At 51.7% G+C, this 15,078-nt stretch carries 12 protein-coding genes; 1 reads left to right on the top strand and 11 read right to left on the bottom strand.

Annotated features, from left to right (window positions below; genetic code table 11):
* Positions 1–230 precede the first annotated feature (230 nt).
* On the top strand, positions 231–3,023 hold the full coding sequence (locus P4D80_RS14700; RefSeq protein WP_421654752.1) for a cation-translocating P-type ATPase: 2,793 nt from the start codon (positions 231–233) through the stop codon (positions 3,021–3,023).
* Between the two features lie 124 nt (positions 3,024–3,147).
* On the opposite strand, the gene P4D80_RS14695 is transcribed toward P4D80_RS14700, so the two are convergent.
* The 11 genes from P4D80_RS14695 to P4D80_RS14645 form a co-directional block, all read right to left on the bottom strand.
* Positions 3,148–5,037 carry an aminopeptidase P family protein gene (locus P4D80_RS14695; RefSeq protein ID WP_421654751.1) on the bottom strand — a complete coding sequence of 630 codons (1,890 nt, stop codon included), beginning with the start codon at positions 5,035–5,037 and terminating at the stop codon, positions 3,148–3,150.
* Between the two features lie 200 nt (positions 5,038–5,237).
* Positions 5,238–5,570, bottom strand: coding sequence for a DUF565 domain-containing protein (locus P4D80_RS14690; RefSeq protein ID WP_421654750.1), 333 nt, complete (start codon positions 5,568–5,570; stop codon positions 5,238–5,240).
* A 141-nt stretch (positions 5,571–5,711) separates the two neighbouring features.
* Entirely contained in the window at positions 5,712–6,167 is a 456-nt protein-coding gene (locus P4D80_RS14685; RefSeq protein ID WP_421654749.1) for a hypothetical protein, read from the bottom strand.
* Between the two features lie 334 nt (positions 6,168–6,501).
* A complete protein-coding gene (locus P4D80_RS14680) occupies positions 6,502–7,746 on the bottom strand; it encodes a Zn-dependent hydrolase (protein ID WP_421654747.1) in 1,245 nt (414 codons plus the stop codon).
* Between the two features lie 385 nt (positions 7,747–8,131).
* The gene (locus P4D80_RS14675) at positions 8,132–8,923 is read right to left on the bottom strand and encodes a DUF928 domain-containing protein (protein WP_421654746.1); all 792 of its coding nucleotides are present in this window, start codon (positions 8,921–8,923) and stop codon (positions 8,132–8,134) included.
* Between the two features lie 26 nt (positions 8,924–8,949).
* On the bottom strand, positions 8,950–11,127 hold the full coding sequence (locus tag P4D80_RS14670) for a CHASE2 domain-containing protein (protein ID WP_421654745.1): 2,178 nt from the start codon (positions 11,125–11,127) through the stop codon (positions 8,950–8,952).
* On the bottom strand, positions 11,093–11,302 hold the full coding sequence (locus P4D80_RS14665) for a hypothetical protein (RefSeq protein ID WP_421654744.1): 210 nt from the start codon (positions 11,300–11,302) through the stop codon (positions 11,093–11,095). Before P4D80_RS14665 ends, P4D80_RS14670 begins: the two co-directional genes overlap by 35 nt.
* 169 nt (positions 11,303–11,471) lie before the next feature.
* Positions 11,472–12,404, bottom strand: a complete 933-nt coding sequence (locus tag P4D80_RS14660) for a DUF1822 family protein (RefSeq protein ID WP_421654743.1) — start codon at positions 12,402–12,404, stop codon at positions 11,472–11,474.
* A gap of 22 nt (positions 12,405–12,426) precedes the next feature.
* Complete coding sequence (locus P4D80_RS14655; protein WP_421654742.1) at positions 12,427–13,077, bottom strand: sigma-70 family RNA polymerase sigma factor; 651 nt, start codon at positions 13,075–13,077, stop codon at positions 12,427–12,429.
* On the bottom strand, positions 13,070–14,062 hold the full coding sequence (locus P4D80_RS14650) for a GDSL-type esterase/lipase family protein (RefSeq protein ID WP_421654741.1): 993 nt from the start codon (positions 14,060–14,062) through the stop codon (positions 13,070–13,072). Before P4D80_RS14650 ends, P4D80_RS14655 begins: the two co-directional genes overlap by 8 nt.
* An 89-nt stretch (positions 14,063–14,151) precedes the next feature.
* Positions 14,152–14,730, bottom strand: a complete 579-nt coding sequence (locus tag P4D80_RS14645) for a class I SAM-dependent methyltransferase (protein WP_421654740.1) — start codon at positions 14,728–14,730, stop codon at positions 14,152–14,154.
* Positions 14,731–15,078 lie beyond the last annotated feature (348 nt).

Raw genomic sequence — 15,078 nt, 5'->3', positions numbered from 1 at the left:
CCTAAAGGGTATCGCCACAAATCCTGGCTTTCCACGCCTCTTAGTCTCTTTTAAGGATTGGGAAGGATGGGAGGAGAAGGGAAGCCAGGAGTTAGATGGGGGGATGAGGAGCTGGGAGACGGGGAGACTCATCCACCCCATCTCCCTTCAACAACTAACAGCCAATTACTAGTTGAATCTGGTATGGTTTAATCTTTGTGACTGATTTGAGCGATCGCCCCCCCCTTCTCATGAATAACTGGTACCGCCTTGAAGCTGCTGAAGTTCTGCGTCAACTGGGAACGAACCAAGACACCGGGTTAAGTTTTGCAGAAGCTGAGCAACGGCTGTCGCAGTATGGCAAGAACGAGTTGAGGGAGCGCCCGCCGAAAAGTCCCTGGCTAATGCTATGGGAGCAGTTTACCGCAACAACTGTGTTGGTGTTGATCGCGGCGGCTGTCGTTTCTGCCATTTGGGGTGACCTTAAAGACGCGGCGGCAATTATGGCGATCGTGGTTTTCAATGGCGTGCTTGGTTTTACCCAGGAGTACCGGGCTGGCAAAGAGTTTGCCGCGCTCAGAAAAATGGCCGTGCCCAAAGCCCGTGTCTGGCGGGAGGGCGAATGGCAACAGGTGGTGGCAAGCGAACTGGTGCCGGGAGACATTATTCAACTTGAGGATGGTGATCAGGTGCCCGCCGATGCCCGGTTGCTGGAAAGTACCAATTTACGAACTCAAGAATCTGCTTTTACTGGCGAGTCGGAGTCGGTTGAGAAAAGTACCGCCCCTATTGCTGGAGAAAGTCTGCCTCTGGGCGATCGCACCAATATGGTGTTTATGGGGACCATCATTACCTATGGGCGGGGGCGGGCAGTCGTCACCGAAACAGGGATGAGCACTGAGTTGGGCAAAATTGCTGACTCGATGCAATCCGTTGAGCAAGAGCAGACCCCCCTGCAACGTCGCCTGGATCAACTGGGACGCCGTCTGGCATTAATGGCACTGGCCCTTGTCGCGGTGATTTTTGCCTTTGGTATTGTGCGTGGTGAACGCTTTGAAGACATGTTTCTCACAGCGGTTAGCCTAGCGGTTGCTATCATCCCGGAGGGGTTGCCTGCCGTTGTCACGATCGCGCTGGCATTGGGTTCCCGGCGGATGTTGAAGCGTAAAGTATTGATCCGCAAACTGCCTGCCGTTGAAACTCTGGGCTCTGTCACCACCATTTGTTCTGACAAAACGGGCACTTTGACCGAAAATCGGATGACCGTCACCATTCTGTCCCTTGCAGGCCAGCGAGTTGATTTGCGAGAAACCTTTGCCGAAATTACATCCCGACTGGATGGCAAAAAGTCGATTTTCACGCCCGGTGAGGGAACAGTCCTACCCCCTCCCATGGCCTTCACACTGATAGGTAGTGCCCTCTGTAATAATGCCCTGGTACCGGACGATGACGAGGTGGAAGCTGCCGAAGATAGACCTGACTCGGAGGTTCCCAAAGCCATGGGGGATCCAACAGAGATTGCCCTGGTAGTCGCAGCCGATCGCCTTGGATTGGACAAAGACGAACTGGAAGATCTGTTTCCCCGACGGGCAGAGGCTCCCTTTGACTCCGATCGCAAGCGGATGACCACCATCCACCAGATTGAGCGGGAAGGCGATCGGTGGAAGTATGACAACCCTTCTTCACAACTCCTGCCGCCTGTCCCAACACTGCCAGATACCCCCTACGTTGCCTTTACCAAAGGATCGGTGGATGGGCTGTTGCAAATTTGCAGCCACGTCTGGCTGGATGACAAAACAGAACCCCTGAACGAGGAATGGGACCAGCAGATTCGCGATCGCAACGATCGCCTCGCCAGTTCAGGTACCCGCGTTTTAGGTGTTGCCTTCCGCCCTCTGGAAACAGTGCCAGAACCTGGAAAGGAAATCAATGTCGAGCAGGACTTGATTTTTGCCGGGTTGGTAGGAATGCTTGATCCCGCTCGCCCAGAAGCCAAAGCAGCAGTTCAGACCTGTAACCAGGCAGGCATTCGCACAGTCATGATTACAGGCGACCATCCTTTGATGGCAAAGCACATTGCAGAAGAACTGGAGATTTCCAAAAACGGGCGCTACCTGACAGGGCAAGACCTGAACAGACTTTCCTTGCCCGAACTGGAACAACAGGTTGAAGGCGTTTCGGTCTACGCCCGCGTCTCCCCTCAACAAAAGCTGTCGATTGTGGAAGCCTTGAAAAACCGGGGGCACATCGTCTCAATGACCGGAGATGGAGTCAACGATGCGCCTGCTCTCAGTAAGGCTGATATTGGCGTAGCCATGGGTATTACAGGGACTGATGTTGCCAAAGAAGCAGCAGACATGGTGTTGTTGAACGACAACTTTGCCACCATCGTTGCTGCCGTCGAAGAAGGTCGGGTAATTTACGACAACATCCGCAAATTCATTCGCTATAACCTGACTGGCAACACCAGTGGTGTCGTGATCATGCTACTCGCGCCGCTACTCGCCATGCCTCTGCCATTGAAGCCAACCCAAATCCTCTGGATCAACCTCCTGGCAGACGGATTGCTGGCACTGGCACTCAGCGTTGAGCCTGCCGAAAGTGACGTGATGCGCCGCCCTCCCTATCCACCCAATGAAAGTGTATTCAGCCGGGGCGTAGGGAGAGATATTATTTGGGTTGGGCTACTAATGGGAATTGTATTTCTGTTGATGGGTTACTACTTCTGGTCAAATGAGTGGTCTGATTGGCAAACAATGGTATTTTCAACCCTGGCGTTTTCACGCATGAGTTTAGCACTGGCGATGCGGTCTGAGCGCGATTTGTTATGGAAGAAAGGGCTGCTGTCAAACAAACCGATGCTGGGTGCCGTCCTGTTAACATTTGCTCTCCAGATGGCAGTCATTTATGTTCCCTGGTTTCAAGGCATTTTTGAAACAAAAGAGCTATCGGGTCAGGAACTGGGAATTAGTCTGGCAGTGAGTACTGTTGGCTTTTGGGTAGTGGAGTTTCAAAAGCTTTTCCTCCGCGCCCGTGGAAGATAATGGAGCTATAGCTGTCACCAGGTTACTTAGAACACTGGTTTTAAGGATTCGCCCAGCCATAGAACCCCTGCCCCCCGTCCTCAGCCTGGTGACTATAGCTATAATTCGTGTCAAGTGCCTATCTTCATAAACCGCATCTGTCCTTTAACCAGCGCACTTCTTTCTCATTCAGCAGGGGGGATAGCTTTTCGACAACGGTTTGATGGTAGGTTTCTAACCATTGACGTTGAGGATCATTGAGCTGTTGTAAATCAATCAGTCGCGTATCGAAAGGGATGTAGGTCAATGATTCAAACCCGTACCAAACTTTGGGTGGCTCACCCCCTTCTTCCTGGGGTGGGGTCAGATCTTTAACCACATAGAGGTTTTCAATCCGAATGCCACCCCAACCAGGTTCGTAGAAGCCAGGCTCAATGCTGGTGATCATGCCCGGTTCCAGTGGTTCACTCACCCGCTTGCTGATGCCATTGGGACCTTCGTGGACGTTAAGGAATGCGCCAACCCCATGTCCTGTACCGTGTCCATAGTCCAGTTCAGCATGCCAGAGGGTCGATCGCGCAATTCCATCCAACTGTGCCCCAGTCGCACCCTTTGGAAAGCGCTGCATGGCACAGTTGATATGAGCTTTCAAAACTTCTGTATAGCGTTCGATTTGGGCGGGTGTGGGATCGCCAATGATTACAGTACGGGTGTCATCTGTTGTACCAGAAGTATACTGAGCGCCAGAGTCTAGCAATAACAACTCTCCAGCATTCAATACTCGCTCTGAATTGGGGGTGCCGTAGTGAACGATTGAACTATTGGCACCTGCTCCCGCAATTGTATTAAAGCTCAAACCCTGAAAGCCCTCTTCTGCGGCATAGAATCGTTCTACCGTGGCTGCCACATCTGCTTCTGTGATTGGATTTCCTCGCTCTACCTGCTCCCATAGCCACTTCAGGGTAAGAGTTTTAGCGCGGCTGGCTTTCAGATTTGCCTGCTGCATCTGGGCTAACTCAACTGCATTCTTGCGGGCTTTCATGCCCTCAATCGGGTTATTGGTTTCCAGGATCTTGCAGCGGTTAGGGTGGTCTTTGAGGAGGGTGTAGGTGCCCATTGTGCTATGTTTGGGGTCGAGCAATACCCGGCAAGGCGTGGTCTGGGAAAGGAGCGATCGCAATGTCGCCGCGTACTCTTCATAGGGCAGTAGTGTCACGCTGGATTGAAGATGGCTTCGTATGAGAGGTTGAATGCGTTCCAGATTGGTGAATAGCAACGCTTTGTTGAGGGTAATGATGGCGTAGGCGATAAACACCGGGTTGTAGGGCACATCCCAACCCCGCAGGTTAAACAGCCAGGCAATTTGATCCAGTTTGGTGACGGGCAGAATCTGGATATTTTTTTTCTCCATCTCTTCCCGGACTCGCTTCAGCTTCTGCTGGATGGATTCCCCCGTCAAAGTATCAGGCAGGGAGAACAGTTTGGATGTAGCAAACGCTGGAAGGGGCTCAATTTCTGCCCAGATAGGGAGCGATCGCACTTTGTCCACCAAATTTTCCAGCAGGGGCACCAGAACTACACCACAGGGCTCAATCCGCTTCTCAAAATCCCGGTACTGGTTCACCGCTAGCGTGAAGGGATCAAACCCCAGCCGAAATTCTTTTCCCTGCTGGTTGGCTTCTCGTCCCAATTCTTCCAGCGTTTCCTCCAGAGTTTTGTGCCCTTCCAGCCCCACTTTTGAAATTTGAATCAGGGTGGAATCAACTTCCAACTCTGCCTGCTCGTAATAGCGGGAATCGACGTACAACCATGCTTGCCGACGCCCTACCAGAAGGTCTCCAGCCGAACCACTAAAGCCACTGATCCAGGGGCGGCGCTGTCTCGCTTCTGGCAAATATTCATTCAAATGCTCATCGGCAGAGGGAATCAGGTAAGCATCAATCTGGTGGGCGGTGAGGAGCGATCGCAAATCCTCCAACTTTGCACGCACGGTCGCAACCGTCGGTTGAACTGATAGAAGATGAGTAGAAGCCATCAGGGTAGAGAGTAAGAGATAAGAGTAAGAGGATAAAGACGAAGAATCCCGATTCAGGAATTTCCAATACCTGTAGAAGTTATAACGATTTTTTGCTGCAATTTGCTCTTTAAGGGGATGCCCTGGAAATAGTGTCCTTGGGGCTCCCGTTTCAAAAATTGAAACAAAAATTTGATAGGCCCATTCCTCAAATGCTCTGGTTATGAGCCAAGCTTAAACGCTTCCAGAAATAGCGCATAGGTTAGTCCAATTTTTAACCCGTTGGCGATCTCAATCAGGAGCGATCGCGTCCTTTCAGGCTTACTTCGATACGTAATTAAATCAATGAACTCAACTGTGGCAACCAGAATTACCGCGATCACAACATCCTGTGAACCCCGTTGACCGGAGATGGCTGCGATCGCGATGCCCAAAAAATTGCCTAGCAGAACACTAATAATGATTACAGACAGTCTTCGCCAGGGATTTCGCAACCAGCTTCCTAACCGCTCAGTCGTAGCCCCAAACAAGGTGTTAAGACGGGTGTTTTGCACAGCTCAAAATCCCCAAAAAAACTCGTCTTTTGCTTCCATCCCTCTAATTTCCTCTGGTAGAAGTTTATTTGAAAACCTGACTAATAGTGATAGTCTACATTTAGAGGTTGTCTGAGAAGGGCATGCTTTTAAGTGGGTCTGCTAATTACAACCTACCACTGAAGCTGTGTAAGAGTTACCAACAGCAGAAAGTCCACCAACAAACAGATTCACCTGGTAGGGGTTAGCATTCAAACGGGGTGAGCCTGTAATTCGATAGGAGCGGTTTTGTGGTAACTTGAGTGTCTGGTCAAACACTTTATCGGCAGAATTATCATTGTATTTTAACGACACTTGAACAGTGTACTCACCTCCATTCTTTGGCAGGATGGTTGCAATGTATCGCCTGAACGAGGCTGTGCTGGGTACAGCAAAATCGGTATTCCAGTTATTGCGAACAATTTCAGCACCGGGGGGCGAAACGGTTTTCTGAATCTGAGTTCCTGTCCCGCCAACAACTTTTAAGGGGGTGCAGGTCTGTGCCCTGACAGATAACGTAACAGGTAGTGCAGCAAAAGTGACTGCACTCGCAACAGTCAAACTCTTCCATAAATTCATAGTTAAATCTCCTTTTTAAGGGGCTCTCACCAAAATCGTACTTACCCAATCGTTGTAGACATCTGGCATGGGGTAGATATTTGGCTATAGCTATCAGGATGAGAACGGGGTGCAGGGGGGGAACCCCTGGCTGGGACTTTGCCCCCAGCCGCCTTTAAAGCCAATATCCTGAGCAAACTGGCGACAGCTATATCTCAAGCATCAGGAGTTCAAAAATTTTTCATTCTGCATCAGTCAGGTTGCTTAAATAGCTCATGGTGATTGGATTATCAGGACACGAACACCTTAGAGGGTGATTGTTAAAGATGTCAGATCGGCTCTGTACACCATAGATCTATACACCATAGATCTTGTCCAGTTCCAAAAACGTTTGTAACAGGACATTCCCTCCCTGAGTGCATTCTTCTGGAGAAGTATATTCATCCTCAGAATGGCTGATTCCATTGCGGCTGGGAACAAAGATCATCCCCATATCGGTGAAACGCCCAATCTCCTGGGCATCGTGCCCTGCTCGACTGGGAAGACGGGTATATGGTAAATCTAACCGTTCACAAACCTCCTGAATAACCGCTTTGATTGGGTCAGCCGCAAGCGTTGGCATGATCTGAAGAGTTTGGCGCATGGTAATTTCAGTTTGACTAGCAGTGGCGATCGCATCCAACTCTTTTTTCAAGAGAGCCAATAAATATTCCAAATGGTTTTGAGACAGGTCCCGCAGGTCGATCCTTAAATCCACTTTTCCAGGAACTGTATTCGTTGCATTAGGTGAAACGGTGAAATAACCTACAGTAGCCACCTGGTCACCCGGTATTTCCACGGCAATTCTGTTTACAGCCAGAACAATTTGGGCGGCTGCCACCAGGGCATCTTTGCGCAGGTGCATGGGAGTTGTTCCAGCATGGTTCATGCGTCCAATCACCGTCACTGCGAAGCGGTACTGCCCCACAATTCCATCCACGACGCCAATTGGAATACCCAGATGCTCTAAAACTCCCCCCTGCTCCACATGTAACTCAACAAAGGCTGCAATGTCAGAACGATAGCGTTTTGCTGATCGAATTTTTGACCAGTCACCCCCAATCTTCTCCAGGCAAGGTTGGATTGGTGTCCCATCCAGACGAACATAGTACTCTGGTCCTTCCCTGATTTCGCCAGCCATTGCTTTGCTCCCAATCACCGAGCGTTCTTCATCGGTGAACACAATCACTTCAAGCGGATGGCGCAACCGAATTTTGTTCTCATTCAACACCCGCACCATCTCCACCCCGGCCACAACGCCTAAACAGCCGTCGTAACGACCGGCAACAGGAACCGTGTCAATATGGGAGCCAGTTGCAAGGGCCGGTGCACCTTCGCATTGCCCGGCATACCTGCCAATGATATTTCCGGCTGCATCAATGAAAACCGTCATGCCAGCCTCTACCATCCAGGACTGAACCAGTTGCCGCGCTAGCAGATCTTCCGTAGTAAAGGCAACCCGACTCACACCGCCATTGGGCAGTTTGCCAATTTCTGCCAGTTGATAAAGGCTACGGTTGAGGCGATCGCCATTCACCGTAAGCATTGGAAAAACTGCCATAATGAGTCTTCTCCCTGTGGGTTGTCTACACCATAGACAATTACCAGATGAATTGGCTTTTGATTGTTTATGGGGAGCACAACAGTGGATACAGGTTTGTTAAGCCATTTCATCGGTATACATTTGCAAACTCCGGCAACCCAACGTTTATACGGTCTCTTTTATACAGTCTCTTTCTTCTGTCGCCTGTTACCTCCTGGTTTCTTCTTTCTCTTTTTTTCTTCTTGGTGTTGCCGAATTTGGGTATGAAATAGGTGCTGTGTGCTCGAAACCTCGTTTCGATTCATACTGCTTTTCAGCAACGCTTTTTTCTTCTTCTTTCTTCCTTCTTCTTTCTTCCTACCCTTCCCCCCTTCCCCCTTACTAACAACTAACAACCAACAACCTATTTGGGTTGGCAGCACTTAATCAACGGAGCCAGCGCCACATCCTTGAGGCCAATTGACTGAAGCAAGCTGGTCCAATTGGCGGTTAGGGTGGGATCGGTAGGTTTGGAGTAACGCAGGTTTGCCAGCGTTGTTACCGTGTCATACCAGATGCCTTTTTGGGCATAAAAGTCTGCTTTCGCAAGAGAATCGATAGGCTCAATCTGTTGAGTATCTGCATTCCCCAAACTGACTCGCTGCACCATGCCTTCTACAAAAATGGGAGCATCCTTTTTGTTCTGGTTGCAGTAGATTTTGAAAAACCAGTGGTAGGGTTTGTTCAATTCCAGGGCAGGGGCGGTGGAGGGCATCTGAACGCTGACAATTCCTGAGCGGTCGGATAATGCGATCGCACTCCGATAAACATCAACCTCATCTTCATCTTGTAGAACGAATTCTGCCAAATAGGTAGATCCATTTTCGTAGGGTACATAAAACCAGAACGTTGGATGCTCAGAAACCGTCAGTCCCCAAACATTGATAATGGGCTCCCCTTGCTCTTTAAAGGCTAACTTTTGCTCAAAGGGAACCAGGGCTGTGAGCGGCAACTCTACCTGGGGACAGGAGCCACGGCTGGCTCCTCCCCGGTAGCGACCGATGGGGGTGCCTCTAGAGGGTGGACTGGGCATTTTGAACTGAAGCGAATTGATTGCTCGCCCCTGAGCAACTAGCAGCGACGGAAAGTAAAGGGTGTTGAATAAGGCCAGTACAGTGGCTGTAATAAGTCTCATGGATTGACGGGGGCATTTCATAGCGCAACTCCTGATGAAGGGGAAACTTAAGTCAATCGCTGGCTGCGAAAGCTGTGGTGAAGGCTGACCGTGCCGGCAGCGGCAGCGATCGCCAGCATGGCTGGCACCAATGGAACCCAACCTCCCTGGGTTAAGATACCAGAGCAGATCAGACAGAGCGCACCTGAAGCAGTAATCACTGTCAGCACAACCCAGATCATTGTTTGCTTAGACGATTGGCGACGACTATAGATCCACCAGGTCACCATTCCACCTACCAGGGACCAGACTCCAATCCAGGCAATTTCCATTTCCTGCGACCAGACCCACAGCAGAGGACGCTGGTTGAGAACGGTGCTGAGAATTTGACTCGTCATTTCAGCCTGTACCACGACGCCCGCCATCTTTTCTGCCGGACCCGATCCATAGGGGGTAGACCAGTAGTCGCTGTAGCTTCTGGCCGTTACCCCAATCAGCACAATTCGGTCTTTGACTGCACTGGCGTTGATTTGCCCACTCAAGACCTGGCTGAGGCTCACCTGGGCAACGGGTCGGCGGGTCGCCCGGTAGTTCAACAAAATCTGGCTACCCCAGGCATCAATTCCCTGGTAGCCACCTGTACGGGAATGAATAGACTGAAAGACGGTTTTGCCAAGCTGTAGGTTTCCCTCCGGAGTGAAACGGGGTTCGATACCTTCGGCGGCCAGGTAGCGAGATGCCAGTTGCAGGCTAAATGAGTAGGGCGTGTTGCAGAGCGAATCGGGCGGCACATCCATGAACAGCAATTGGCGGCGGAGAACCCCATCCGGGTCTTCTAAAAAGTCACTGAAGCCGACGCGATCGCCCGGCACTTCTGGCGGTGGAGCAATGCCTGCTACCTTGCTCTCTGTATCGCTCACTTTGCAGGTGACCACCAGCCTGCCATCCTGCTTCAATCGGCTGGCCAGGGTTTTCTGTCCTGGCTCAACTGGACGATCCCGGTAAATATCTAACCCAATCACACGCGGTTGATAGGGATCCAGCGTTTCCAGCAGTTGGCTCAATGCCCCATCTGAAAGCGAACCCTGCCCTTTCTGCGGCTGTGTCTGAATGTCGCTGTCGTCAATCGTCACCACCAGCAGGCGGGCATCGGTTCCCTCTTCTGGGCGTAGGCGTAGTAGTTGGTCAAAGGCATGAAGTTCGATGGGTTGGAGCATTCCCAGGTAGCGAATACCGGAGAGGAGGGCGGTGATGGTGAGGCTGAGGGCGATCGCCCAGTGGAGACGGAGGGGAGGGCGAGGAAGGGGGGTGGAGGGTGGTTGGGTGGTTGGGTCTACTTCGATCCCTTTTAGCTCTTGCCAGGTCGGTGGTTGTTCCGCGGGATTCTGGTAGATCACTGGCAGCCAGGTGGCGCAGGGGAACTGATCTTCCAGGGCTTGCAAACGCTCCCGTGCCTGGCGAACCGCGAGATAGAGCGGCTCACCGCTAGAAAAGGCTTGCAGAAAGTATTTCAGAAAGGCTTGGGCAATCGGGTCGGGGACAGGTTCACGCATGACAATGACCTGGGGGATGTGCAGGTCAGCTAGTTCTCGCGCTAAACCCAAACCGTCGCAAGAGTTAAAGATGGCCAGCTTTAAGCCCCGCTCCGTTGATTTTTTAAGAGCGTACTTGAGCTGGTTGATGGTCAGGCTGTCAGTCTGGTTGATGTAAATTTTTCCGGTCTCTCCATCCCCCTGGCTGGAACTGTGCCCGGCAAAAAACAGGATATCCCAGGGATGTTCCCAGAGGCGATCGCTCAAGTCCTGATGAGAGGGCTCCACCAGCAGCTTTACCTCAGCATCAGCCAGCTTCTCCAGCAATGCGCGGTCTGCTTTTGTGTCAATTCCTTTGCTATTACCTAAAATTGCCAGCACACTCACTTGACCGGGCGGCGTCGAGTGGTGGGATACCTGATCATAAGCAGGCGCACTGAGAGCAATTTCGGCCTGGGGATAGCGTTCCAGGACTTCCCACAGATGCCAGGGCAGTTTTTGCAGCAGGGGGTCTTCCGTCTGCACAATCACGCGGATGGTGTCAGAGGGGTGAAGTTTTTCCAGCCACTTTTCCCGAATGGGGCGAAATGGTTCAGTCTGGAGCCAGGCATTGAGGCGATCGCGCAACAACGCCGATGTCTTACCGCAGTCCTGCAACAGCGAAACATTTTTCACCTGCTCATCGGGAGCCGAAAGTCGAGAATGCAGCCCCAACCCCCCGGTACGTCACCTGCCACTGCTGATAAAGACCCGGCAACTCCTGATCTGGCAACAGTTTCCCCGTCACCTCCGTTGCGGGGCGGGCACCCTCTTCCCCAACCTGAAACGTCACAGGGAACCCCTGCTCAAAACTACCTTCACCGATTTTCAGGACAATCAGTTTATTCACAAATTCCTCCAGAAGAGGGGAGGGGTGGGAGGGGGGAGTAGGGGAGGGGGCCAAAACTCATCCACCCGTCCACCCATCTACCCGTCTACCCCTTCACCCCTCACCCTTTTAGATCACAAACCCTTCCATTACCCGTATTGCTCCTAAAGCAACCTGGACGCTAAAGGCTTCACCAGGGGGTGCCGCTAAACCGTAACTGAATGTAGTTGTCGGTATCTCTAGATTCGGCTTCCAGGAAGACGGTTCCAGAATCATCCAGCACAATCAGTTGCACGCCGGAAGGTAGCTGGGGCTGGCTGATGGGATGCACCTGCAAGAGGATGTTGGTTTGGGGAGGGGTGGTGGATGGGTTGGGTTGAATTGTCACAATTAGGACAACGGACATGATGCCAGGTTGCCCACCCAGATGTAGCAGTTTCAGGCGTCGAATGCCGGTTTCCAGATCGCCGAAGGCCACGGCTTCCTCGCCTCTAAAGGCGTAAGCGGGAGCCAGTTCTGGCTGGTTCAGCAACCAGTCCACGGTTTGCCAGCCTGCTTCAATCACACCTTCAAACCACTGGCTCAAGTTAATGCGAGGGCTGGGGGCTGGTGCAGTTTCAGGTTGAATGGCTGCTGCCTGTCTCAGTTGAAACAGGTGGTCGAGCAGGTTCTCCGGCGATCGCAACTGGTTGAGGGGCAACTCTTCCACCGCCGCGGTGGGTACAAACCCCAGCAATGTGGCTTCAGACAGGCGATCGTCCAGTTGCACCACGGCATAGCCTATCCGGTCTTCCCAAACTTCGGGCGGCACCGGGCAGGTGTGGGCTTCGGCTCTGATAGGGCGGCACTCCAAACGTCCGGCACCCGGTATTTCTAAATCGGCCACATCGGCACAGAGTCGCATGACGGGATTCCAACTATCGCTGGCCTCCCGGCTGGTGGGAATGCCCATCATTTGCAGGTAGTCATTTACTACCCATACCGCCAGGGTGTTGAGGCGGACCTGTTCTGCTTTTTCGGGGGTGGGTTGCTCCCGGGCAAATCGATTTGCGACCTCATGGGCAGCCTGGGCGATCGGTAATGGTAGAGCAAACCCGTCAATCTCATAGGTACGGTAGGTCATAGTCGGGAGTCCTTCCTGTTGTTCATATATATCCTTGTGACTCACCAAATTTACGCAACCGGGGAAGGCATTGACGTTGATAGAAACTGCTCAGGGTTGACACAGGTAACCCAAATTCCTGGGAAAGCTCCCTCCAGCTTGTTTCCGGTGGTAATCGTCGCAGAATCAGTTCTCGGCAAGTGATGTGGGGATGCTCTTCAATGTGAATCCGTCGCAGTTCGCCGCTTTCATCTGCCTCTGCCCAGGTTCGTACCTCATCCAGAATGGGTGGAATGTCGGGATCGGAGGGTAAGGTATCAACCGGGTTCACGACCTCATCGGGCTCGCCGGAGCGTGATGTTTTCACCTGAACCGAAGCTGTCCGGGTAAGCTGTTTTTGCGTCTCGATGTAAAAGTCCTGTAACCGCCGCCGCAGGTAGTAGTTGAGCCAGGTGGTTACCGTGCTGCGGCTGGGATTGTAGCGATCGCCCGTGGTCGCTTCACACAGATTTTGGCAAAAGAACACCCACGTCTGTTGTAGCGCATCCTGATAGTAGGACACAGGCTCCTTCCAGAGTTTGCCGGATACCAACCGAATGATTTGGGTCAGGCGTTTCTGGCGATCAGGGCTACCGGGGGGATGCTGGCACGCTTCCTCCACGAGCTGGCGTAGCTGGTTATCCAGGTCACTCACGTTGGTTTCTAAGAGCAATAGCCGATTTGTCGTAAGTATTACGCTTACGGGCGCTTTTGAGAACCCCCATAGCGATCCACTGGTCAGCCTGAAGCAATGCCGTCTGCCAGGTTGCGTAGCCTTTTGCGTTCAGGTGGATTCCGTCGGTTGTCAGGTTGGGGTGCAGGTTACCTTCAGTGTCTGCCATATAGGGGTAGAGATCCAGGAAAAAGGCATTCTCCTGTTGGGCGATCGCCTCCAGTTTCTGATTGAGTTGAAGAATTCGTTCATTGGAAAACTGGGCAGAGCGGGTCGGCAGAATAGACTGCACCACAATCTGTGCCGACGGGTGGGACTGCTGCAACCGTCGCACAATTTGACGTAAGTTCCACAAAACCTGATTGTCGCTGGCTCCTTTTTTCAAATCATTGATGCCCGCCATCAGATAAATGACACTGGGGCGCGTTTCGGCAAAAAATGAAAGACGACGCAGAATGTGGGCAGTGGTGTCACCTGAAAGCGACTGATTCAGCCAGAACTGTTTTTGGGGCAGACCTTCTCCCGGAAACCAGAGGCTGAGCGAGTCTCCCAACAGCACATTCAGGCGATTGCTTCCCTGCCCTCTGGCTGCTGCCCTGGCTTCTTTGGCCAAAAGAATTCGCCATTCCTTGTAACTGGGTTGTTTTCTGGCTCGGCTCCAGACGGCCCGATAGCTATCAGACGACAACCGGGTGTAAAGATGGCCTGCTTTCAGTGCCACCAGCCGCTGCCGATAAAGCTGGCTACCAGAACGGGGTGCCAGGCTCGAAGGTTGAGAAAATTCAACCGGGGTGAAACTGGAATCCGGTCGAATATCCGTCTGTAACCGTTGGCTCATCAAACGCAGGGGTTTCAGCTCTGAAATGGTTGCCTGGCAATGCTGAATGGGCGGAGTTGGTTGAAGCGGCGGGATTTCAGAGGGGGTTTGAGCCAGTACGGTTGCAGCAAAGGTCAGCGGGTCAGTCATTAGATAGACAGGGAAACTCTGAATCAATATTCCCGACCCCTTCACGCCCCCGTCAGGAAAATTGTTATCAAGTTTCTTAAACAATTTCCTCAAATCAACATGATTTCGATGTGGGGTGCAGCGATGAGTTCCTGTCTAGGTTCCCGAATTGGTTTGATGGTATGCATTTCCACGATCATTTCTTTCACAATATTGCGATAGGTATCAATTTCATACAGGATTTGCTCAGCGGTTTTTCCCTGGTGTCGTTGAGCTTCAACCAGAAGGGTGATTTTGTCGGTGGACCAGTCCCCCCGGTAGCCATAATCGGCTTTGAAATAGAACGGTTGAGAGAAGAAACCAAACGATCGCAAAAAGTAAAGCCGAACATGAGTAGGGTCTTCAAACGCATCATCACTTGCACCATAGGGAAGGCGAAAGGTGGCCTTTGCCCCAGGTTTGGCAATGCGATGCAGTTCTTCCATGAAGGGCAGGGGATGGTGAAGATGCTCCAGTAAATGGCTGGCTAAAAATTCATCCACACTGTTATCTGAAAAAGGTAGCGGGGTGTTCTGGCAATCATCCAGGTCCGCGATGACATCAACGCCCTTCTGGAAGACTTTATCCAGGTTGATCCAGCCTTTGAGAATGTTTCTACCACAGCCTAAGTTGAGTTTCTGAGTATTCAAATAGACCATCTGCTCTAATAAATTTTTAAGCAACTGACCCAAAAGGGGGTGATGAGGTCATCATATAGCCCTTTTCAAGGGTGTGAAGTACAGTGAGGGTGCACTGCACCCTCACTGTACTTCACAATCCCGTACCTCATTTAAATGAAAACCGCTATAGACTCCGGCCACGGAAACGCTACCTATTCACGGATCGGAACATGTCATGGTGAATAAGGGGTTAGAAGGTGTCCCCTCTTAAATGGGCGATCGCAACTGGAAATGTCGTCGCAAATCCCAGAGGTAGAGCGTTATCCTACCCTGGTCATTCACCTGCTGGCGCAATAGGGCAAAGGGTCAAGTTTTTTG

It is taken from the genome of Leptothermofonsia sp. ETS-13 (genome assembly GCF_049200465.1).
Lineage (GTDB): Bacteria > Cyanobacteriota > Cyanobacteriia > Leptolyngbyales > Leptolyngbyaceae > Leptothermofonsia.
Note: the sequence above shows the minus strand (reverse complement) of the source record. Positions and strands in the feature narration are given on the sequence as shown.